Origin of the sequence: Phaeobacter sp. JH20_37 (assembly GCF_048056015.1) — a bacterium.
GTDB lineage: Bacteria > Pseudomonadota > Alphaproteobacteria > Rhodobacterales > Rhodobacteraceae > Phaeobacter > Phaeobacter bryozoorum.
Genome location: NZ_JAYMWW010000006.1, coordinates 37,541 through 60,293, shown reverse-complemented (window position 1 = coordinate 60,293; position 22,753 = coordinate 37,541). Strand labels below are relative to the sequence as shown.

The window sequence follows — 22,753 nt, the reverse complement described above, 5'->3', positions numbered from 1 at the left end:
CCTTAGGATTTGGCGAGGTTGCGCAGCACGTAATGCAGCACGCCGCCATGTTCGATGTACTCGATCTCGGGCGCGGTATCGATGCGGCACTTCAGGGTGATGGTCTTGGTGGTGCCATCGCCGTAAGTGATGTCGCAAGGAACTTCCTGCTGCGGCTTGATGGTGTCCAGACCGTGGATCGAGACCGTCTCATCGCCGGTGAGCTTCAGCGTCTTGCGCGTGTCGCCGCCGGTGAACTCAAACGGGATCACGCCCATGCCAACCAGGTTGGAGCGGTGGATACGTTCGAAGCTCTCGGCGATGACCGCCTTGACGCCCAGCAGGGCCGTGCCCTTGGCCGCCCAGTCGCGCGAGGAGCCCGCACCGTATTGTTCGCCGCCGAAGACAACCAGCGGGGTGCCCTGTTCCTGATAGGCCATGGAGGCCTCGTAGACCGAGGTCTGTTCGCCATCGGGGCCTTTGGTATAGCCACCTTCGACACCGTCCAGCATCTCGTTCTTGATGCGGATGTTGGCAAATGTGCCGCGCATCATGATCTCGTGGTTGCCACGACGCGAGCCGTAGGAGTTGAACTCACGCGGCTGCACCTGACGGTCCAGCAGATACTGGCCAGCCGGGGTGGTGGTCGCGAAAGAGCCCGCCGGGGAGATGTGGTCGGTGGTGACCATATCGCCGAGGATCAAGAGCGGCTTGGCGTCCTTGATGTTGGAGATTGTGCCCGGCTCAGAGCCCATACCCTGGAAGTAGGGCGGGTTCTGGATATAGGTGGAGCTTGCCGGCCAGTCGTAGGTCTCGGCGTCGGTGGTGTCCACCGCCTGCCATTTCTCGTCGCCTTTGAACACATCGGCGTATTTCGACAGGAAGGCTTCGCGGGTCACGGTTGCTTCGACCAGATCGGCGATTTCCTTCTGGCTCGGCCAGATGTCCTTCAGGTAGACATCCTTGCCGTCCTTGTCCTGCGCAATCGGATCTGACGCCAGATCAATATCCATGGTGCCCGCCAGCGCATAGGCAACAACCAGCGGCGGCGAGGCCAGATAGTTGGCGCGCACATCGGGGCTGATACGGCCTTCGAAGTTGCGGTTGCCGGACAGAACCGAGGTCGCCACCAGATCACCTTCGGCGATGGCATCGGACAGCTCCTGCTGGATCGGACCGGAGTTGCCGATACAGGTGGTGCAGCCATAGCCCACGAGGTTAAAGCCGATCTTGTCCAGATCTTCCTGCAGGCCTGCGGCCTCCAGATAGGCGGACACAACCTGCGAGCCCGGTGCCAGCGAGGTCTTGACCCAGGGCTTGCGATCCAGGCCGAGGGCAGCGGCCTTGCGCGCCACGAGGCCCGCGCCGATCATCACATAGGGGTTCGAGGTGTTGGTGCAGGAGGTGATCGAGGCGATCACGACCTTGCCGCTTTCCATGGTGTAGTCCTCGCCCTTGACGGCGACTTCCTTGCCCATGGGACGCTTGAAGGTCTCTTCCATTTCCTTCTGGAACGCCGCCTTGGCGCCGGTCAGGGCGACATAGTCCTGCGGGCGTTTGGGGCCGGAGATCGCTGGCACGATGGTGCCCATGTCGAGGCTCAGCGTGTCGGTGTAGATCGGGGCATAATCCGCATCACGCCAGAAGCCGTTTTCCTTGGCGTAGGCTTCGACCAGCGCGATACGGTCTTCGTCGCGGCCGGTGTTGCGCAGGTAGCGGATGGTTTCTTCGTCGATCGGGAAGAAGCCACAGGTGGCGCCATATTCCGGCGCCATATTCGCGATGGTGGCGCGGTCCGCCAGCGGCAGCGTATCAAGACCGGTGCCGTAGAATTCCACGAATTTGCCAACCACGCCCTTGGCGCGCAGCATTTCCACAACCTTCAGTACGAGGTCGGTGCCGGTGGTGCCTTCGACCATGGCGCCGGTCAGCTCAAAGCCGATGACCTCGGGGATCAGCATGGAGATCGGCTGCCCCAGCATCGCGGCTTCGGCCTCGATACCGCCAACACCCCAGCCCAGAACGGCCGCGCCGTTGACCATGGTGGTGTGGCTGTCGGTACCGACCAGCGTATCGGGGTAGGCGACCATCTCACCGTTCTGATCCTCATCGGACCAGATGGTCTGGGCGAGATATTCCAGGTTCACCTGATGGCAGATGCCGGTGCCCGGGGGCACAACGCGGAAGTTGTTGAACGCGCCCTGACCCCATTTCAGGAACTGGTAACGCTCCATGTTGCGTTCGTATTCGCGGTCGACGTTCATCTGGAACGCGCGCGGGTTGCCGAACTCGTCGATCATGACCGAGTGGTCGATGACCAGATCAACCGGGTTCAGCGGGTTGATCTTCTGGGCGTCGCCACCCAGCGCCTTGATACCGTCGCGCATCGCGGCAAGGTCCACAACGGCGGGAACGCCGGTGAAATCCTGCATCAGCACGCGGGCCGGACGATAGGCGATTTCGCGGGGGTTTTTGCCGCCATTGGCGCCCCATTCGGCGAAGGCCTTGATATCGTCAGTGGAGACGGAGAAGCCGCCGTCCTCAAACCGCAGCATGTTTTCCAGCACCACCTTCAGCGCGGCAGGCAGCTTGGCAAAATCGCCAAGACCGGCTTCGGTTGCGGCGGGGATCGAGTAATAGGAGATCGACTTGCCACCCGCGCTCAGTTTGCGGCGCGTCTTGGCATTGTCCTGTCCGACGGTGATAGGCATGTTTGGCCTCCCTCTGGGATGTGAAAACAGGGAATTCGCTACCGGCTATCTGCAACAGGTCGGGCGTGCATTCAATAGCTGAAACGCCGCAGGCAGCATTTTTGTATGCAATAGTACACAAAATTTGCGCCAAGGTGGAATTTTAACCCCAAACAGCACCACGCACGGGCGTCTCAAGAATGATTGATTGGTCATTTCAGGCTCAGCCCGCTAGATCCATAAGCCAGAGCAAAAAGGGTTTCTTGTATGAAATGGGTCGCATCGCTTTTTCTGGCCGTGTGGATGACGCTGCCAACCGGGGCTGCCGCGCAGAGCGCTGGCGCGGCCACCGATCTGGTGGTGGTGGAGCTGTTCACCTCGCAGGGGTGCTCCTCCTGTCCGCCTGCTGATGCGCTGCTGCGGCAGCTGACGGCGCGGCCTGATGTGCTGCCGCTGGCGCTGCACGTGGATTACTGGGATTATATCGGCTGGAAAGATCAGTTCGCCGATCCCGCCCACACCCGCCGCCAGAAAGGATACGCCCACGTCGGCGGTCGCCAGATGGTCTATACCCCGCAGATGATCGTCAATGGTCAGGACGATGTTGTCGGCGCCAATGCGATGGAGCTGACCGAGGTGATCGCCAGCCATCAGACCCGGCCGAGCCAGGTGTCGATCCGCATTGATGGCAGCGCCGCTGATGGCGTCGCTGTCGCGTTGCGCCGGGCCGATACCGCGCCGGTTCTGTCCGGGCCGATCTCGGTGCAGCTGGTGCGTTATGCGCCGCTGAAAACCGTGGATATCTCACGCGGGGAGCTGGCGGGCCGTCGGTTGGATTACGCCAATGTCGTCGAACAGATCGACCGCGTGGCGGATTGGGACGGGCAGGGCACGCTGGAGCTGACTGTGACGCTGACCGATGCCCGCCCGGCCGCGCTGCTGGTACAGCAGGCGCCCTATGGTGCAATCCTGGCCGCAGCCAAGCTGAACTGAGACAGGTTGAACTGAGACAGGCTGAAGTGGGCCGGGCAAACCTGAGCCAGGCCAGACGAAGACCGCACACCGCAGCACCCCGGGCAGGCTCAGGTCGCGTCCGGTTTCCGGTCTGCCGGTGTGGGTTTCGGGATCGGCACATAGGGTTTCCACCGCCGGTGGATCCAGAACCATTGCCCCATATGTTGCCGCACCAGTTCCTCCAGCCGTTTGCAGACGGTGGTGGTCATGGTGACAGGATCCGATGGGGCGATTTCTTCCTGCACGATGATCTCGAAATCCAGCCCGTTGGGCTGGCGAATGGCGTAGACCGGGATCATCGCAGCCTTGTATTTCAGCGCCAGTTCGGCTGGCACGATGGAGGTCACGGCGGGTTCGCCGAAGAAGTCGATATTGACCCCGCCATGGGCGTGCAGATCCGCCACGATGGCAATGATGCCGCCCTGTTTCAGGTGGCGGACCATCTCCATCATGCCGCGTTTTCCCTGTTCGAACATGGGCTTACCGGTCTTTTCAATGGCGCGCACATAGTGGTCGTTGAAATAGGGATTGGCCATCCGACGATAGAGCGCCCCCATGGCAAAGCCGCGCTTGATCAGATTGGCGCGCGCGGCGTCGTAATTGCCGAAATGGCCGGTGACCAGAATGACCGGACGCCCTTCGGCGCGGGCGCGTTCCAGCGCCGCCAGACCGGGGCCGGAGACCGGCGCCGCCCAGGCGCGCTCCAGAAAGGGTTGCCCGGCGTAGAGTTCCGCCACCACGCGCCCGACATTGTCGCTGACCTCATCGCAGAGACGCGCCACCTCCGCCTCCGGCAATTCGGGGCAGGTCAGCGCGAGATTGTCGCGCACCCGTTTGTGAAACCCCGCCAGCGGTGCAGCCTTGCGCATCACCCAGCCCATCGCCGGAATGCGTTTGTCATAGGGGATCAGACCCAGCGCGCCGATGATCGCGCGCAGCGCCAGATTGCTGGCGTAGTAGCTGGCGCGGCGGCCTGGGGACAGAGTGGAGGGATCAACGGGCATGTCCGGTCGGCCTGCAATTGAGGAAAGCAAAATCAGCTGCGACCATAAACGGCGGCGCCAACAGGCACAAGCAACCGACCCCGTGATCGGCAACGCAGCTCTTGGCCATACGTCCGCTCAGATCCGGTGGACGCGGCCCTGGGCCGCGCCGCCGTTGCGGGCGCTGAGATCAGTCCTCTTCGTCCTCGTCAGTGGTGCGCAGCTCGATCTCGCCGGAATTCACCAGCTCTCGCAATGCGTTGACGATCGTGCCCATGGCACCTTCTCCAACGCTGCGCTTGACCTTGCCCCGTTCGGCCACTTCCTCGCGGATGTTGTTGGCCATCCGGCTGGACATATTGGCCAGCATGAATTCGCTGGATTCCACATCGTCCTCGTCGGTGGCAAAGGCGATGGCGGTGACCAGATCCTGCTGCGCCAGAACGCGCGCGATCTTGGGCACATCGACTGGGCTGACGCGCTGTGAGATCAGCGCATAGGTGAAGATCGATTTGCGGACGTCACCGGCGAATTCCTCGTCTTCCTCATCCAGCGCGGTCAGCACCTCGTCACGTTTGCCCGCTGCCGCCTGGGTCAGGATGGCCCCCATGCGCTGGCCCGGCGTCTCTTCAAAGGCGACCTCGGGCCGCGCCTCGATCTGCGCGGCAAGCGACAGGCCGATCCGGTCGACCGTATCCGGGGTCACGGCGGCGGTCTGACTGACAGCATAGGTGATGCGGCGGGCCACGGGACCGGGCAGGTGGATCAGCATCTGCGCCGCCTTGGTGGTGTCGAGTTTGGACAGAAGGACAGCGGCGACCTCGGTGCTTTCGGCCTGAGCCAGCTCAGCCAGCTCCTCTGGCGGCAGGGCGCGCAGACGCTCCCACGGGTCGCCAAACTGGCGCACGCCGGCCTCCTTGCGCAGGCGGCTGGCCGTCTGGCGGCTGATCTTGCCCTCCATCGCGGAGAGCGCACCAGCCAGACCATTGGGAAAGGAAAGGCCGACGTTGTCGAGCATTTCGGCAAATTCCCCGGCCACCTCATGCAGGGTGGTACGGTCGATCAGCCCCATGCGGCCCATCTGCTGGGTCAATTCGATCTGCAAATCGTCCGGCAGCGATTCCAGCGGGATATCGGCCCCTTCGTTCAGCAGCAGGCGGACCACAATGGCGGCTTTGGCCTTGCCGCTCAGTTTGGATTTGGCGGCGGGCATACCACCGCCCATTGCGGGCATATCCAGCGCACCGCCACCCATGCCGCCCATCCCCATATCGCCGCCGCCGAAATCGCCGCCGAAATCCATCCCGCCAAGCGGAGCCGGGGCGGAGAAATCGCCAAAGTCATCTGAGGAGGCCGCCATGGGAAGCGCCAAAGCATTTTCATTCTGCATTTATGAGCCCTAGCCAAAAAGATTCTCTTTCTGTTGTCTCCAATCTAGGGCGCAAGCCGTAAAGAAATGCTGAAAATCAATAGCTTTGCGTCTGTCCCGACAAAAGCGCCTCGCGCAGCGAGACCTCGGCCCAACTGCCACTGCCGCCATCGGCGCGGATCAGTTTCCACTGCTCCAGCGCAAGACCGTATTTTCCTTCAGCTACAAACCCTTGCCCCATGTAAGACCGCGCCAGATGGTTCTGTGGATCCAGCGCAATGGCACGAGTGTAATAGGACATGGCCTGGTCCCGATAGCCCTGCTTACGATAGGTAAAGCCCCAATAGGTCAGCACCCGGCTATCCATCTGGTCAGGCATCGCCGCCAGCACCGCCTGCGCGTCGCCATAGCGCCCGGCATAGGCGAGTTCGCGCACGGCGTCATACATTTCATCCGGGTCGAGCGAGGAGTGTTTGGGCGCGACGCAGCGCTGTTTCTGATCGTCCCAGATCTTGGCGCCCTTGCAGGTCTTGGTGGTATTGGTGGGCTTTGGCGCAGCGCTGTCATCGCTCCCCGCCGCCAATGACTGGCCTGCAAAGCCGGTGGCAAAAGCAGCCGAGAGCGCCAGCGCAGGCAGCGCGGCACAGCTGGCCCGCAGCACCGATGCGGGCAGAGAGCGGGCGAGGAGGGCGGTTCGTGTCGGGATGGCAGGCATGGGATTGTCCTTTTGTCGCGCGCGCCGCGGATCTGCGGCCTGAGGTGTCTTCACCTTAGAGGGTGGACCACAGGGGCGGGATAACAAGACAGTGAGCGCAGCGGCACGAAAAAGGCCGCCCTGCGTGTGGCAGAGCGGCCTGTGCAATCACAGAGATCACAGGTTGGCTTAGTCGCCAAACACCCGGGCAAAAATCGTGTCGACGTGTTTGGTGTGATAGCCCATGTCGAATTTCTCGTTGATCGCCTCTTCGCCAAGGGCGGCAACCACATCAGCATCCGCCAGCAGCAGCTCGCGGAAATCAACACGATCTTCCCAGACCTTCAGGGCGTTGCGCTGCACCATGGAATAGGCGTCCTCGCGGCTGACACCCGCCTGCGTCAGCGCCAGCAGCACCCGCTGCGACATAACGAGGCCGGGGAATTTGTTCATGTTGTCCAGCATGTTCTCAGGGAAGACCAGCATCTTGTCGATGACGCCGGCCAGACGGTTGAGCGCAAAATCCAGGGTCACGGTCGCATCCGGGCCGATGCCGCGCTCCACCGAGGAGTGCGAGATATCGCGCTCATGCCACAGCGCCACGTTTTCCATCGCCGGGATCACCGCCATCCGCACCAGGCGCGCAAGGCCGGTGAGGTTTTCGGTCAGAACCGGGTTCTTCTTGTGCGGCATTGCCGAGGAGCCTTTCTGGCCCATCGAGAAGAATTCGGCGCCTTCCAGCACCTCGGTGCGCTGCATGTGGCGGATTTCCACTGCGATATTCTCGATCGACGACGCGATGACGCCCAGCGTGGCAAAGAACATTGCGTGACGGTCGCGCGGGATCACCTGGGTCGAAATCGGTTCAGGGCTGAGGCCGAGCTGTTCGCAGACATGTTCTTCAACACGGGGGTCGATATTGGCAAAGGTGCCAACCGCGCCGGAAATTGCACCGGTGGCAACTTCGGCGCGGGCATTTTGCAGACGCTGCTTGTTGCGGTCCATTTCGGCATAGAAACGGGCAAAAGTCAGACCCATGGTGGTCGGCTCGGCGTGGATGCCATGGGAGCGGCCGACGCGCACGGTGTCCTTGTGCTCCAGCGCGCGTTTCTTCAGCGCGGCGAGCACCTTGTCGACGCCCTCGAGCAGGATGTCGGCGGCACGCACCAGCTGCACATTGAGGCAGGTGTCCAGCACGTCCGACGATGTCATGCCCTGATGCACAAAGCGCGCTTCCTCGGAGCCGACATGTTCGGCCAGATGGGTCAGAAAGGCGATGACGTCATGTTTGGTCACGGCCTCGATCTCGTCGATGCGGGCGACGTCGAATTCCACGTCCTTGGCTTTCCATACCGCGTCGGCGTTCTCGCGCGGGATCACGCCGAGGTTCGCCATGGCTTCGCAGGCATGTGCCTCGATTTCGTACCAGATCTTGAATTTGGTTTCCGGCGACCAGATGGCAACCATTTCAGGACGGGAATAGCGGGGGATCATGGGCAGCAGCACCTTATTGTAGCAGGGCAGAAGGGAAGCGGATGATGCCGCGCGTCTTAGAGCAGCGCGCCTCACAGGGCAAGGGCGCGGAGCCAGCCCGCGACAGAAAGCGCCCGATTTCAGCTGTCTTATGTCCCGCATCCGGCGCATCGGTGCGTTTTGCGCCACTGATAGGGAGGCAGACGGCATCCGTTACGGGGCCGGCAGCCAGCGGCGACATCCGCCCGCCCAACAAATGCCGCCGTCAGCGCAGGGTCAGAACGGCAGATGTGCCGGATCCACCTCAATCTCCGCCTCATCCAGCCGCGTTGTCACCTTGGCGCCATGTTCCAGCGTGCGATGCACCGGACAGCGGTCGGCGATATCCATCAGCTTGGCGCGTTGATCTGCGCTTAGGGGGCCGGTCAGATAGATCACGCGGGTAAACTGGTCGATTTGCGCCGGACCCGAGGGCAGGGCATCCTGCGCATGGACCTTGTCATGGCAGACATCGACGCTGACGCCTTCCAGCGGCCAGCCCTTGCGCCGGGCATACATGCGGATGGTCATGGAGGTACAGGCGCCGAGACCGGCGGCGATAAACCCATAGGGTGTCATGCCACGATTGCTGCCGCCATAGGCCAACGGTTCATCGGCGTAAGTGTGATGACGGGGGCCGGACTGGATATCCTGCAAAAAGCCGTTCGGATCCGCTTCGGTGACGCGCAGCACGCCTTCGGGGGCACCGGGGGGCGGAGCAGGCGGTGACAGGTCGATATAGCGCCCGGCCCAGGCGGCGATGAGGTCAGCGGCATATTCGGCATCACGGGGACGCGAAATCAGGTGGTCGGCATCGTCCAGCGTGACAAAGCTCTTGGGGTGTCTGGCCGCCATGAACAGCTCTGCTGCATTGTCGATGCTGACGGTGGCATCCAGCGGCCCATGCATCACCAGAAGCGCGGCATCCAGATCGGCAACGGCGCTGGTCAGCGCCTCGCTGCGGATGTCGTCGACGAATTGCTTGCGGATCAGGAACGGGCGGTCGGCCAGACAGACCTCGGCCGCACCTTCGGTCTCGATCTGCTCCAGCGCTTCGCCAAACTGATGCGCCACATGGGCCGGATCGGAGGGCGCGCCAAGCGTCACCACGCCGCGCACCGACGGCAGGCCTGCACGGGCGCGCAGCACCGCAGCGCCGCCCAGCGAATGACCGATCAGCAGCGCAGGCGCCAGCCCGCGCCCCGCCAGATATTGTCCCGCCGCCACCAGATCGGCGACATTTGAGCTGAAGTTGGTATTGGAAAACTCGCCATCGGAATGACCCAGACCGGTGAAATCAAACCGCAGGACGGCAATTCCCATCGCCGCCAGACGGGCCGAGATGCGCCGCGCCGCCGGGATGTCCTTGGAACAGGTGAAACAATGCGCAAACAGCGCCGTTGACAGGATCGGCCCTTCGGGTAGATCCAGTCGCGCAGCCAGCTGGTCACCGGAGTGACCGGAAAAGGAAATGCGTTCGGTGGGCATAGGAATGGCCTTTATCTGGGGGTCGCCCTAAGGTGCGGCGACAGCCGGGCAGGTACAAGCCATCAGGCCCCGACGTCACGGGAAGGTGAGGGATATTGACAACAAATACGACCCTGGATCACTGCGCGGGGATCGGCGCATTCACCCCGCTGGATGCGCGTGACCGGCAGATGTGGCAGCGCCTGACCACGTTTTGCGCGCGCGAGCCAAGGGCGTTTGAACGGGATCCGGCAATCGGCCATGTGACCGGATCCGCCTTTGTGCTGTCGCAGGATCTCTCTGCGGTGCTGCTCACCCATCATGCCAAACTGGACCGGTGGTTACAGTTGGGCGGACATTGCGACGGCATCGCCGATGCAGGGTTCACCGCCTGGAAAGAGGCCTATGAGGAAAGCGGGCTCAGCCGGATCAGCCGTATCGGAGAGCAGGTGTTCGACATCGACATTCACGAGATCCCGGCCAATGGCCGCGAGGCGGCGCATCTGCACTACGATGTGCGCTACCTGTTTCGCGCCGAGGCAGGCGAAATCCGGGCCACTGCGGAATCAAAGGCGCTGGCCTGGGTGCCGCTGGCAGAGCTGTCGCAATATAGTTCCGCGCCCAGTGTGCTGATCCTGAGGGATAAACTCGCCCGGTGGCAAAGCGGAGGCACCTGACGGCGCCACAGGTTCAGCGGTCTCTCCCCCAGCGGGGAAGCGCCCGCCAGTGGGCGCTCCGCCCAGGCTGTTTGCGCGACGCCCTGCGGGTCACTTCCCGCCCGCCGTGCCCATCAACGCCGGATCGAATGGGTAGGTGGTGAGGTTCTCATAGCCAGTTTCGGTAATCAGCACCTGATCCTCCAGCTTGATCGAGAAATCGCCGCCTTCGGGGCTGACCAGTGCCTCGACACAGAGCACCATGCCCGGCTCCAGCTCATAGTCGAAAGCGCCCTCGACCATTTGATCGGGATAGGCGACCAGCGGCCATTCATCACAGAGCCCGACACCGTGCATCATGCAGCCGTATTTCTGTTTCTGGAACTGAGCATCCAGCAGATGGCAGCTGCGCGACAGCTCCTGCAGATTCACGCCCGGTTTCAGCATCTCCATATTGCTGCGGATGTGCTCAACCCCGTGCTGCATCGCATAGATCATATCGGCAGGCGGCGCGCGGTCGCCGATCCACCAGCTGCGCGAGATGTCGATACAGATCCCGTAGGAGCCGACCAGATCGGTGTCAAAGCTGATGATTTCGTTGTTCTGGATGACGCGTCCGCCGCATTCCTGAAACCACGGGTTGGTGCGCGGGCCAGAGGTCAGCAACCGGGTTTCGATCCATTCGCCACCCCGGCGGATGTTTTCGGCGTGCAGCACTGCCCAGACGTCATCTTCGCTGATCTGACCGCCGGGGATGGCGCTGCGGGCATAGCGCTCCATCGCGGCGACAGCTGTTTCACAGGCGTGATTGGCGCAGCGCATGGCGCGGATTTCATCGGGGCCTTTCACTGCGCGGCATTTCTCGGTCAGCTCCTCGCCGGGGAAGACCTCCAGCCCCTGTGCTTCGAGCGCGCGCAGCCCGTGCAGCATGATCTTGTCCACCGCGATCCGCCTGTTGCCGCCGCTGTGGGCGCGCAACAGCTCACGCACCTCATTGGCAAAGACATCCGCCGCCACATCCACCTTGTCGCCGCGATCAAAGTAGAACAGATCCGCCCCGGCGCGCTGTTCGCGCACCAGCGGGTTGAATTCGCTGAGGAAAGGCGCCTGTTTGTAGTCCCACATCACCATGTAGCCGTCAGCGCAGATCAAGAGTGCGCGAAACGGGTTATGGGTGTTCCACAGCTGCATATTGGTGGAGTCGGTGGCGTAGCGGATGTTCATCGGGTCAAACACCAGGAGGCAGCCGTAGTCGCGATCGTTGATGAACCGGGTCAGCCGCTCCCAGCGGTAGCGGCGCATCGCCTGAAGATCAGGCAGCTGCAACCCTGCGGCGGCCCATTCGCGATAGGCCAGTTGGGTGGGGCCGATCTCGACCCGGTCCTGATCGTTGGGCGTATTGTCGCCAAGGGTGGCGCCGCGCGTGGGATCAATCTTGCGGGTGTCGCGGTAGTGCTCGTTCATCTCCGGCTCCATCTCTGGACAGATCTGTCCAAAGTGGCGCGGGGCTTGCGCCGGTGTCGCTGCCAAATACGACCGTTCGGACGGTCGTTTTCAGGCTGACGCGCAAGCTTGCGGATGAAATGACAGGCTTTGCTTGCTACAAGGTGGCATGGATGAGATTCTGCAAACCCGCCTGCCGTATAATCCCCTGGAAGAGCGCAAGCTGCCCGGCATTCAGCCGCTGGCGCCAGAAGACTGGCTCTATTTCGATGCCGCCTTCGCCTCGCAGATGACGGAGCGGGAGCGGCTGCTGACAACTCAGCGGGCGGAGGTTCTGCAATGCGGGCCGGGGGCGATGCCCGCTGCCTGCGAGTTGCTGGAGGCGGTTCTGGCGCAGCTCTACCCGGAGGCTGCGCCGTCTCGGCCAGGCCATGTGCTCCGGCCTGACGGGGTGCAGGTGCAGCTGGACTGGGAGGATCCCCTCGGCACGCTGGGGCGGATCGCGCAGCAGGATTTCTGCATTCTGGAAAAACCGCAGGGGGCGGATGAGCATGTGCTGACCGGGGCGGTGCTGTGCTTCCCGGCGAACTGGACCCTGGCGGAGAAATACCTGCGTCCGCTGATCGCCATCCATGCGCCTGTCGACAGCTATGATGCGGGCATTGCGGCGCGGGTGCAGCGGCTTTTTGACGGGGTCCAGCAGGGCCGCCCGATGTGGCGGTTCAATGCGCTGTGGTACGCCGATCCCACATTGCATCAGCCGCGCCGGGTCAGCGGGGATCGTCCACGTCCGGCGGCGGATGACGCCGGGTATCTGCGCAGCGAACGGCAGACGATTCTGCGGCTGCCGCGCAGTCGCGCGGTTGTTTTCAGCATCCACACGAGCGTGCTGGCCCGTGCGGATGTCTTGGCCCAATGGGGGGCACCGGCTGCATCGGCCTAGAGCGGGTGCGGCTCTAGAAGGCGATGGCAGCCGAGCTTTGCAGGGCCAGCAGCGCAGTTGCGCCACAGATGATATGCAGATGGCCGCGCAGCTGCGGGCTGTGCAGAATATGGGCCACCGCCGAGAGCATACGCGGCGGCACAGCCGCCAGCAGACCACCGATCCGGGCCATGTCGTAATGGGCAGCCCGCGGATGTTGCAGGATGGCCTTGGTGCGTGCCCGCGCCCTGTTACGCGCCTCGATGGCGTGGCGACCGGTGGCGCGGAGTTCCGAGGAGTCGAGCATGGCCGCGCAATGTTCGGCAAGCTGTGCAGCGGTGACATCGACCGGCTCGAAACAGGCCCGGCCGCGCAGCCGTCCCTGGGATCGTTGTTTGGGATCGGCTGCGGATTGCGACGCGTCCGGCGCAGCGATCTGCGGCGCAATAACGGCAGAGGTGTCAGCCGCAGCGTCTGTCGGCGCGGTCACTGGTGATACGGTCAGCAACACCTCCGGCGGTACGGTTGCAGTCCCGTCTGCTGACCCGTCTAGCGGGGTGGGCATAGCCGCCTCGGAGGGTGTTTCTACCTCTGCAGCGTCCGAAAACGCACCAAGAAAGGCCGCCCGGGTCAGCGTGACGGGGGTGTCCAGCCAATCCACCGTCGCCACCTCAAGCTCTTCTGTCAGGCGGCGCAGGACCACCGCCAGCAGCAGCTCGCTCAGCTCGGCGTCGCAATGGTCAGGATGGTTCGGGGTAAGCGTCACATTCAGCGCGCTGCGCAGCCGCGTCTCGGTGCAGTCCGCATCGGCGCTGTTGGCCCGCGTCGGCTTGATCGGATGGCGCAGATAGCGCAGTTCAATGCGATAATGATCGCACTCAAGCAGGATCAGATTGGGGCTGCGGGATCGGAACTGCCGCACGGCGTGACCATATTCCTCCAGCGTATCGACCACCGAGGCCGAGCTGCTGGACAAGGCCTCCGGGTGTCGGGCCTCAAAGCCGAGCTTGCCTTTGTACTGAACTGACTGTGTCACCGTCGGGATCCTCCGCTCAGATGTTTCAACAATTAAGTTAAAATTTGAAATGGTGGAAAGTGAGGCGGCGACAGGCGATTGGTAAAATAATCCTTAGGTTATTTGAATGCGTCGATGACTCTAGCTATCATTTTGAAAATGTTGATATTTATTGCCAGTCGACCTGCTGTCACGCGACGAATGGGGCGAAACATGGGCGGGGAATGGTCACATTGATGCCGCAGCGATTGCCAATCGCCGCCAATCACTCGCAGTGTTTCCGATCAGTTGACGTAAGGGGAGCGTGTCAGAGGCGGGGGTGGCCGGAATCCGGTATGACGCGGGCCGCCGCTAGGCAAGGCCAAGTATGAAACGGGCAACATACCACCCGGTCAGCGCGAGCAAAGCCCAGCCCGTCGCCGCCAGCAGCGCGCGTGAGATGCGATTTGGCCGGTAGGCCGCAAAAAGGCAGATGAGCGCCACGATCGGCATGGCGATGGGCAGTAGAACAGCAAGGATCATGCGGCGATGGAGACCGAGCGGCGGGGGGATGTCAAATCAAAAGTCGCCCCGTTGGGCCTGCACGCAATATCGCGTCAGCGGAGCGCCATGATCATATGTCGCAGCCACCCACATCTGACGAGGACGACGGCGAGCTGAGCTGCTGCGGCGCATATGAAAAAGGCGCCCCCCGAAGGGAGCGCCCAGTCAGCCTGCGTGATCGGGGATCAGCAGCTGTAGTACATGCCGTATTCCACCGGATGCGGGGTGTGTTCGTAGGTTTCCACCTCTTCCATCTTGAGGGCGATATAGCCTTCGATCTGGTCCTTGGTGAACACGTCGCCCTGCAACAGGAAGTCATGGTCGGCCGCCAGCGATTCCAGCGCTTCGCGCAGGCTGCCGCAGACGGTGGGGATGCCGGCCAGCTCTTCTGCGGGCAGGTCGTAGAGGTTCTTGTCCATGGCTTCGCCCGGATCAATCTTGTTCTTGATCCCGTCAAGGCCGGCCATCAGCAGGGCGGAGAAGGCCAGGTAGGGGTTTGCGGCCGGATCGGGGAAACGGGCTTCGACGCGCTTGGCCTTCGGGCTCTCGGTCCATGGGATCCGCACGCAGCCGGAGCGGTTGCGGGCGGAATAGGCGCGCAGAACCGGGGCCTCAAAGCCGGGGATCAGGCGCTTGTAGGAGTTGGTCGAGGGGTTGGTGAAGGCGTTCAGGGTCTTGGCGTGCTTCAGGATGCCACCAATGAAATACAGCGCTTCCTGGCTGAGATCGGCATATTTGTCGCCCGCAAACAGCGGCTTGCCGTCCTTCCAGATCGACATGTTCACATGCATGCCGGTGCCGTTGTCGCCATAGATCGGCTTCGGCATGAAGGTTGCGGATTTGCCGTAGGCATGTGCCACGTTGTGGATCACATATTTGTATTTCTGCAGCTCGTCGGCCTGTTTGGTCAGGCTGTCAAAGATCAGGCCCAGCTCGTGCTGGCACGAGGCCACCTCGTGATGGTGCTTGTCCACCTTCATGCCAAGACGCTTCATGGTCGAGAGCATTTCGGAGCGCAGGTCCTGGGCTTCGTCGATCGGGTTCACCGGGAAATAGCCGCCCTTCAGACCCGGACGGTGGCCCATGTTGCCCATTTCATATTCGGTATCGGTGTTCCAGGAGGCGTCGGTGGCGTCGACCTCGAAGGAGACTTTGTTGATGGTGTTGGAGAAGCGCACATCATCAAACAGGAAGAATTCTGCCTCGGGGCCCATATAGGCCACATCGCCGATGCCGGAGGATTTCAGATAGGCCTCTGCCTTCTGCGCGGTGCCGCGCGGATCGCGGGGGTAGGCTTCGCCGGTATCGGGCTCAACCACGGAACAATGGATGCAGATGGTCTTTTCGGCATAGAACGGATCGACATAGGCCGAGCTGGTGTCGAGGATCAGTTTCATGTCGGAGTTTTCGATCGACTTCCAGCCGGCGATGGAGGAGCCATCGAACATGAAGCCCTCTTCGAGGAAATCTTCATCCACCAGGTCGACGTCCACGGTCACGTGCTGGAGCTTGCCCCGCACATCGGTGAAACGGATGTCGACATAGGCGGCATCTTCGTCTTTGATCATCTTCAGAACTGCGTCTGCGCTCATTTCCAATGGTCCTTCTGATCTTTTTGTCTTGAGAGTGTCCGGGCTGGCCTGCCGCGCGGCGACAGGGACAGCCGAGTATTATGTGGTCAGGCTCAGAGCGCGTCCGAACCGGTTTCCCCGGTGCGGATGCGGATTGCCTGCTCAACGGGCGAGACAAAGATTTTGCCGTCGCCGATCTTGTCGGTCTTGGCTGCTGCCACAATCGCCTCGATGGCGGCATCAACCTGATCATCGTCCAGAACCACCTCGATTTTCACCTTCGGCAGGAAATCGACGACATATTCGGCGCCACGGTAGAGCTCGGTATGACCTTTCTGACGGCCAAACCCCTTGACCTCGATCACCGAAAGACCCTGTACGCCCACGTCCTGCAAGGCTTCTTTCACCTCGTCGAGTTTGAACGGCTTGATGATGGCTTCGATCTTTTTCATCGGGGTGACTCCTCGCAACCTTGTCGAGAGAGGTCAGATCACTTCTACTGAGCCGCGACAACAAGAGCCGCAAGCGCTGCGGCGAAACTGCGCAGGATTTCATCGGATGTGCCTAAAAATTAGGCAGTGCGCCCGTTTTATGCGCAGTTCTGAATCCGCGTCGCCGTTTGCTGCCCCAATCGAGAGGTCAAAGGAATGAGCGAATTGCTGACCGCTGCCCAGATGCGCGCCATTGAACAGGCCGCCATCGGCTCTGGCGAGGTCACCGGTCTGGAGCTGATGGAGCGGGCAGGGCGGGGCGTGGTCGAGGCCATTTTCGAGGAATGGCCGGAGCTGGCGGGGCCTGCGGCTAGCCAAATGGGGGGCGCTGCCCCCCGGCCTGCGGCCTCCCCCCGGGATATTTCTGGCCAGAAGAACGGTGCCGAAGGACCCTACCGTGCCGTGGTACTCTGCGGGCCGGGCAACAATGGCGGCGACGGTTTTGTTGTGGCGCGACTGTTGAAGCAGCGCGGCTGGGAGGTGGAGGTGTTCCTTTATGGAGACCCGGACAAGCTGCCGACGGATGCGAAGGTGAATTATGAGCGGTGGCGGGAGCTGGGAGCAGTCGTTCCATATGTCGACACTGGGAGTGGCGCATTTGCACTGGATCCTGCAAAGCACCGGGAAAACACTCTTCTTGTTGATGCGCTGTTTGGAACTGGACTTACGCGGCCGGTCGAGACGTTCAATTCGTTTGGCTGGCTAACCGAGATAACCGAGTGGCGTCTGTCAGAAAGCTCCAGAACGGGTGCTTTCCCGGCGCCCCGCGTGGTCTCAATTGACCTACCCAGCGGGGCGTGCACGGACTCTGGAAAACTGCTGCGTAGTAAGGAACCGGCACGGGAATTTGAGGCAATCCGCGCTGATCTCACAGTGACCTTTCACAGCCGGAAGTTGGCGCATGTCCTGGCAGATGGACCCGAGCAGTCAGGCAGGGTTGTGGTCAAAAGCATCGGCCTGAAAACAGGGCAAGGTGCCGCACCTGGCGGCGTCGTGACCTTGGTTGCGCCACAGATAATGTCGAAGCGAAGCGGTCATCACAAATACACCCACGGCCACGCCCTCATCCTCTCCGGCGGACATGGCCGGACCGGTGCCGCGCGTCTTGCCGCCCGCGGAGCGCTTCGCATCGGGGCAGGGCTGGTGACCGTCGGCTCGCCGCGATCGGCGATGATGGAAAATGCCAGTCAGCTGACGGCGATCATGCTGCGGCAGATCGACGGCGCGCATGGGGTCAGCGAGCTTCTGGAGGACAAGCGGTTCAATGCGGTCTGCCTTGGCCCCGGATTGGGGCGCGGGGCCGACACCCAGGCTGTGGTCATGGCGGTGCTGAAGGAAAAACGCGCCACTGTTCTGGATGCTGATGCGCTGACCCGGTTCGAGTTGAAACCCGACGTCCTGTTTGAGGCCCTGCACGACACCTGCGTGATCACGCCCCATGGCGGCGAGTTTGCCCGGCTGTTCCCGGATATCGCAGAAAAACTGGCAGCACCCGCCACCTCCGGTCCCGCCTATTCCAAAGTCGACGCCACCCGTGAGGCGGCCAGACGCGCGGGCTGCGTGGTGCTGTTCAAGGGCCCCGATACGGTGATCGCCGCGCCGGACGGGCGCTGCTCGGTGAATTCCGGCCATTACGAGCGCTCCGCGCCCTGGCTGGCCACCGCCGGGTCAGGCGATGTGCTGGCAGGCTTCATCACCGGGCTGCTGGCGCGCGGGTTTTCCCCGATGCAGGCGTCCGAGACCGCCGCCTATATTCACGTCGAATGCGGGCTGGAATTCGGCCCCGGGCTGATTGCCGAGGATCTGCCCGAGCAGATCCCTCGCGTGTTGCGCAGGCTTGAGGGGCGAACCGGATAGCCGGGGCAGGGCGCGGGTGAAAAAGTTGCGCCCGAACCGCGCTTTCCCTTTTGCATCCGTCAAAAAGCTTTGCTATTGAGCGCTTCACGGTGGCTGTGACCACCGACAGGATGCGGGTGTGGCGAAATTGGTAGACGCACCAGATTTAGGTTCTGGCGCCGCAAGGCGTGGGGGTTCAAGTCCCTCCACCCGCACCATTTTTCACAGATCCCCTGAGGTGACCCGGCCTATTGGGGCCGGTCTCCCCCTTTGGCACCAGCTTTGACTTTTATCCTTCGCGGCATCTGTACCGAGGACAATGTCGCCATCGGCGGGGCGGTGGATGCCATGCGTGGGGCTCTGGCTGATCTGCGTCGTCTTGATCAGCTCAGGCCCGTCTTTGATCGGCACCTGCGCCGCTGCCTGACTGGCGCGGATCGACCCATTGGAGGATATCTTTGGCGGATATGATGAAACGCCCGGGTTGGCGGGCGTTTCAGGGGGCAGGTCAGGGGGCACCAGGTCAGGGGGCGGAACTGGGCTCATCAGACTGCGACACCGGTCGTTGACGCCTTGGCCAGCCGCAGGTCCGACCGCAGCGCCAGCTGAGGCAGTGCGGTCAGACCGTCTGATCAGGCGGATTGGGCGTAGGCCATATCCTCATCGTCATAGGCCGGTTGCGCCCAGCTGTCGGCGATGGGTTCAGCATCGCGGTGTCCGGTGCCGGAAGGGCTGATGGTAAAGCCGGAGATCGCCCGGACCAATGTCTGCGCCTCCTCGCGCAGCATCTGGCCGGCGGCGGCGGTCTGCTCCAGCATGGCGGAGTTCTTCTGCGCATTCTGGTCCAGGGAGACGACGGCGGTGTTGACCTCTGACAGACCATTGGACTGCTCGACCGTGGTGGCGGCGATCTGCTCAACCTTGCCGACCACCGCTTCGACCGAGCTTTGGATCGAGGCCAGCGCGGTGCCGGTCTGATCGACCAGTTTCACGCCCTGGGCAACCTCGCGGGTGCTGACCTCAATCAGCGCGTTGATCTCCTGCACGGCGTCCGCAGAACGCTGCGCGAGGCCGCGCACCTCGGAGGCGACGACGGCAAAGCCGCGGCCTGCTTCTCCCGCGCGGGCGGCCTCGACCCCGGCGTTCAACGCCAAGAGATTGGTCTGAAAGGCAAGATCTTCGATCAGGTCGGTGATCTTGGCGATGGCGCCAGACGAATCCTCGATCCGCTGCATGGCGCTGATGGTCTGGCTGGCCAGTTCGCTGGTGGAGCGCGCCTGGGCAAAGGCGTCGCGCACGATATCCTTGGCCTGATCCGACCCTTCGGCGGTGCCGCGCACGGTGTCGTCCAATGTCTGCAGCGCAGCGGCGGTTTCTTCCAGGGAGGCGGCGGAGGTTTCCCCGCGGCGCGAGGCGTCCTCGGCGGCGGCCGCGATTTCTGCGGCGGTGGAATTCAGCACCTCGCTGCTGTGCGAGAGTTGCCGCACCATGTTGGTGAGGCTGTCGCTGAGGTTGTCGACCGCATCGGCGATTTCCTTGAAAATCCCCTTCTGACCGTCGGGCATGCGCTGCGTGAGGTCACCTGCCGCCAGCGTGTCGAGCACCTGCCGGATATCGCCGAGGCCACCCTCTGCCGCGTCGCCGATGGCATTCACACCGCGGCCCAGATCCGCAAAGGAGCCGCTGGCGTCCCCGATCTGCAACCGTTTGGAAAAGTCTCCGGCAGCGCAGGCGCTGATGACCTCGGCAATTTCGCGGGTCAGCTTGTCCTTCATCTCATTGTCGGCGCGCAGGTCCTCCACGGCGGCGGCAATGGTCGAGACCTCTTTGATGCGCGACTGCGGCGCCGGAGTGGAGAAATCGCCCGCCATGATCTTTTGCAGCACCAGATTGACCCGCGACAGCGGACGCGAGATCCCGATGGCAAGGGCAAATGCCACCACGACAAAGACCCCGAGCCCGCCAAAGCCTGCCTTCATAGCATTGGCATTGGCGGTGGCGATGGCCTCGGCGGCACTGGCATGGATCCTGTCCAGCCGGGCCGAGGTGAGGTCGTTCATCTTGGCCAGGATCGGCGCGCTAGCGGTTTCGATTTCATTCAGGGCCTGATAGTGGCCGTCGATCACCTTGGTCTCCTCGGCATAGGCGTTGAAGGAGTTCTGATAGGCGGTCAACAGGCTGCCGATCCGGGCCCGCTGCGAGATGTTCTTGTAATAGCTGCCGGGGAACGCACGAAATTCATCCACGCGGGCGTTCAGCCGGTCGATGTATTTTGTGTCGTGGCGCATGATGAAATCTTTCTCATGGCGCCGCATCATCAGCATCTTCACCTTCATCTCGGGCTCTGCGGTGTCTTCCAATGCCTTTTCGATGCTCCGCACAGAGCTGCGCAGCGCCCCCTGAAGCCCGTCGGTCTCGTCAAAGCCCAACCGCTCCTGGCTGGCGACCACATCGGCAAACCCGGCTTCATAGGCGGCGATTTCACTGGCCAGCAGGCTCAGCGTCTGTGCAGCCTCACTCATGTTATCCAACTCGGTGATCTGCATCCTTGCAGTCTCCAGCCGGTTGCGCAGATGCGCCATGGTCTCAGCCTGGGTGGCGATCACCTCCTGGCTCGGCTTCAGGCGAAACCCCATCTCAACAATGCGGGCGTTCTGAAAATCGCTGCTGGCCTCGGCGAGGGTCTTTGCAAACCCCTCCACGGCGACCACTTCAGTCTCGATCCCCGTGCGCAGCTGATCGGTGTATCGCGACAGGGCGATGAGCGCGAACATGACCGCGCTGGCCAGAAAGACGATCAGAAAGATGGCCGTCTTGATGGAAGTTTTGAATCTCATAGTCTGGGTACCTGCTTTGTCGATCTGCCACAGCTAACGAGTGCCCCTTAATAAACTGTGGAAATCTGCCGTTAGACGGCGTGTTTCACTGAATATTCCACCGAAATGTCGACGTTTTCTGGGGGGAGCGATGTTCCGGCCCGATTGGTCAGCCTGAGACAGCTGGGCGGCGCAGAAATTCCGGACCGATCGGCGCGGTGCCGCGCAGCGGGTGATCACAATCGAGCGAGAATTCCGCCCACAGCTGGCAACGGAACCGGCGCGGCTTATTTCAAGAGTGCAGCACCAGAAAATCGCGTGATAGCACCTGTGACAGGTCGGCCTCTCAGGGATGGAGAGGGAGCCGCCCTGAACAATATTGGAGCATCTCCTCATGAACACCAAAATTGCCTCTCACCTTGGGGTGACAGCCCTGATGTCCGGTCTTGTTGCCGGGCTGGCGGTTCCCGCTTTTGCCGGGCCCACCTACGAGAACAGCTCCGGCGGCAGCTTCCGCTACTATGGTCAGTTCAACCCCTCGTTCCAGTCGTTCGACGATGGCAGTGACGATTTCAGCACGCTGGTGGACAACGCCAATTCCAACTCGCGCATCGGCTTCTGGCTTGAACAGCCCTTTGGCGAGAACACCCTGCGGTTCAATTTCGAAACCGCTCTTGGGCTGCGCTCCTCCGATGGGGTGAACCAGAACGGCCGTCCGCAGAACATCAGCTGGGACCGTACCCGGATCCGCAAGGTCGATATTCAATACGCAACACCGCGCTACGGCACCTTCTCCTTTGGTCAGGGTTCGATGGCCTCTGACGGGCTGGCGGAATCCGATTTCTCCGGCACCAGTGTCATTCAGACGTCTGCCATCGGGGATTCCGCTGGCGGCTTCCTGTTCCGCACCTCCACCGGTACGCTGTCAGGCGTCAACATCGGCTCGGCCTTCCGCAGCTTCGATGGCGGGCGGCTTGGCCGGGTGCGCTATGATACGCCGGAATTCAGCGGCTTTACCGTCTCGGCCTCTTACGGCGAAGAGATCCTGCGCTCAAATTCCGACCGCGAAGCCTATGATATCGCTGTGCGGTACAATAACGACGATCTTGGTGATTTCGCCATTCAGGGCGCGCTGGGGGCGGTCTGGAACGAAAACGGGCCGGGCACCAAAACCCGCGATATCGTGGCCTCCTTTGCCACGCTGCACGAACCAAGCGGAGTCTCGCTTGCGGTTGCGGCAGGGGATCGCGACACCGGCGGCGATTATGCCTTTGCCAAGCTGGGCTATACCGCGAATTTCCTGGCCGTGGGCGCGACCTCCTTTGCCATCGATTATTATGACGGCTCGGATATGGTCACCAGTGGCGACAGCGCTGAATCCTGGGGCGTTGCAGCGGTGCAGAATTTCGACGGTCTGAACCTGGAAACCTATGTGGCCTACCGCGACTATTCCTATGCGGACACCTCTGGGACCAGCTATCAGGACAGTTCCTCCATCATGGCAGGCGCCCGCTGGAAGTTCTGATCGCCAGCGCCAGGGCAGCGCGATCCGCTGCGCCCTGAACGGCATCCGCGCAATCGGATTATGGAAAACACGTCCTTTGGGGCGTGTTTTCTGTTTTCGGGGCCAAAAAACGCCGCAACCGGCGCTGACCGGGCGGCTGCGGGGGCAATCCCTCTTGCGCCGCCGCGCTTGTGCAAATAGAAGGCCACAAATTGTCTGGGGGAGCGCCCGCGCGCGCGCCCCGAATC

The 22,753-nt window shown here is 62.2% G+C and carries 16 protein-coding genes and 1 tRNA gene; 6 read left to right on the top strand and 11 right to left on the bottom strand.

Features of this window, described 5'->3' with window-relative positions; genetic code table 11:
* Window positions 1-2: 2 nt before the first annotated feature.
* A complete protein-coding gene (gene acnA, locus VWZ87_RS02485) occupies window positions 3-2,690 on the bottom strand; it encodes an aconitate hydratase AcnA (RefSeq protein WP_416534179.1) in 2,688 nt (895 codons plus the stop codon).
* 246 nt (window positions 2,691-2,936) lie between these two features.
* Between acnA and VWZ87_RS02480 the strand changes: the two genes are divergently transcribed.
* Window positions 2,937-3,662, top strand: coding sequence for a DUF1223 domain-containing protein (locus VWZ87_RS02480; RefSeq protein WP_416534178.1), 726 nt, complete (start codon window positions 2,937-2,939; stop codon window positions 3,660-3,662).
* A gap of 89 nt (window positions 3,663-3,751) precedes the next feature.
* On the opposite strand, the gene VWZ87_RS02475 is transcribed toward VWZ87_RS02480, so the two are convergent.
* From VWZ87_RS02475 to VWZ87_RS02455, 5 genes are all read right to left on the bottom strand, one after another.
* Window positions 3,752-4,687: a lysophospholipid acyltransferase family protein gene (locus VWZ87_RS02475; RefSeq protein WP_416534177.1), complete on the bottom strand. Its 936-nt coding sequence runs from the start codon at window positions 4,685-4,687 to the stop codon at window positions 3,752-3,754.
* A gap of 169 nt (window positions 4,688-4,856) precedes the next feature.
* Complete coding sequence (locus VWZ87_RS02470) at window positions 4,857-6,056, bottom strand: flagellar motor switch protein FliG (protein ID WP_416534176.1); 1,200 nt, start codon at window positions 6,054-6,056, stop codon at window positions 4,857-4,859.
* Window positions 6,057-6,132: 76 nt separating this feature from the next.
* Window positions 6,133-6,750 carry a tetratricopeptide repeat protein gene (locus VWZ87_RS02465; protein ID WP_416534175.1) on the bottom strand — a complete coding sequence of 206 codons (618 nt, stop codon included), beginning with the start codon at window positions 6,748-6,750 and terminating at the stop codon, window positions 6,133-6,135.
* 168 nt (window positions 6,751-6,918) lie between these two features.
* On the bottom strand, window positions 6,919-8,223 hold the full coding sequence (gene purB / locus VWZ87_RS02460; RefSeq protein ID WP_340545820.1) for an adenylosuccinate lyase: 1,305 nt from the start codon (window positions 8,221-8,223) through the stop codon (window positions 6,919-6,921).
* A 255-nt stretch (window positions 8,224-8,478) separates the two neighbouring features.
* Window positions 8,479-9,729 carry an alpha/beta fold hydrolase gene (locus VWZ87_RS02455; RefSeq protein ID WP_416534174.1) on the bottom strand — a complete coding sequence of 417 codons (1,251 nt, stop codon included), beginning with the start codon at window positions 9,727-9,729 and terminating at the stop codon, window positions 8,479-8,481.
* A 170-nt stretch (window positions 9,730-9,899) separates the two neighbouring features.
* Here VWZ87_RS02455 and VWZ87_RS02450 point away from each other — a divergent pair, with 170 nt between their 5' ends.
* On the top strand, window positions 9,900-10,385 hold the full coding sequence (locus tag VWZ87_RS02450) for an NUDIX hydrolase (protein ID WP_416534242.1): 486 nt from the start codon (window positions 9,900-9,902) through the stop codon (window positions 10,383-10,385).
* A 90-nt stretch (window positions 10,386-10,475) separates the two neighbouring features.
* On the opposite strand, the gene dddP is transcribed toward VWZ87_RS02450, so the two are convergent.
* Window positions 10,476-11,828: a dimethylsulfonioproprionate lyase DddP gene (gene dddP / locus VWZ87_RS02445; RefSeq protein ID WP_416534173.1), complete on the bottom strand. Its 1,353-nt coding sequence runs from the start codon at window positions 11,826-11,828 to the stop codon at window positions 10,476-10,478.
* 148 nt (window positions 11,829-11,976) lie between these two features.
* On the opposite strand from dddP, the gene VWZ87_RS02440 reads away from it, so the two are divergent.
* Window positions 11,977-12,750, top strand: a complete 774-nt coding sequence (locus tag VWZ87_RS02440; protein WP_416534172.1) for a heme-dependent oxidative N-demethylase family protein — start codon at window positions 11,977-11,979, stop codon at window positions 12,748-12,750.
* 13 nt (window positions 12,751-12,763) lie between these two features.
* Here the strand turns inward: VWZ87_RS02440 and VWZ87_RS02435 are convergent, their stop codons facing one another.
* From VWZ87_RS02435 to VWZ87_RS02425, 3 genes are all read right to left on the bottom strand, one after another.
* The gene (locus VWZ87_RS02435; RefSeq protein WP_416534171.1) at window positions 12,764-13,765 is read right to left on the bottom strand and encodes a hypothetical protein; all 1,002 of its coding nucleotides are present in this window, start codon (window positions 13,763-13,765) and stop codon (window positions 12,764-12,766) included.
* 707 nt (window positions 13,766-14,472) lie between these two features.
* Complete coding sequence (glnA, locus tag VWZ87_RS02430) at window positions 14,473-15,879, bottom strand: type I glutamate--ammonia ligase (RefSeq protein WP_340545814.1); 1,407 nt, start codon at window positions 15,877-15,879, stop codon at window positions 14,473-14,475.
* A gap of 92 nt (window positions 15,880-15,971) precedes the next feature.
* Complete coding sequence (locus VWZ87_RS02425; protein ID WP_014874894.1) at window positions 15,972-16,310, bottom strand: P-II family nitrogen regulator; 339 nt, start codon at window positions 16,308-16,310, stop codon at window positions 15,972-15,974.
* A 195-nt stretch (window positions 16,311-16,505) separates the two neighbouring features.
* Here VWZ87_RS02425 and VWZ87_RS02420 point away from each other — a divergent pair, with 195 nt between their 5' ends.
* Both VWZ87_RS02420 and VWZ87_RS02415 read left to right on the top strand, forming a co-directional pair.
* Window positions 16,506-18,206 (top strand): NAD(P)H-hydrate dehydratase, encoded by a 1,701-nt coding sequence (locus tag VWZ87_RS02420; RefSeq protein ID WP_416536862.1) that lies wholly within the window; start codon window positions 16,506-16,508, stop codon window positions 18,204-18,206.
* Window positions 18,207-18,318: 112 nt separating this feature from the next.
* Window positions 18,319-18,403: transfer RNA gene (locus VWZ87_RS02415), tRNA-Leu, on the top strand.
* Between the two features lie 414 nt (window positions 18,404-18,817).
* Here VWZ87_RS02415 and VWZ87_RS02410 read toward each other — a convergent pair.
* Window positions 18,818-21,022, bottom strand: coding sequence for a methyl-accepting chemotaxis protein (locus VWZ87_RS02410; protein WP_416534169.1), 2,205 nt, complete (start codon window positions 21,020-21,022; stop codon window positions 18,818-18,820).
* A gap of 373 nt (window positions 21,023-21,395) precedes the next feature.
* Here VWZ87_RS02410 and VWZ87_RS02405 point away from each other — a divergent pair, with 373 nt between their 5' ends.
* The gene (locus tag VWZ87_RS02405) at window positions 21,396-22,526 is read left to right on the top strand and encodes a porin (RefSeq protein ID WP_416534168.1); all 1,131 of its coding nucleotides are present in this window, start codon (window positions 21,396-21,398) and stop codon (window positions 22,524-22,526) included.
* Window positions 22,527-22,753: the final 227 nt, after the last annotated feature.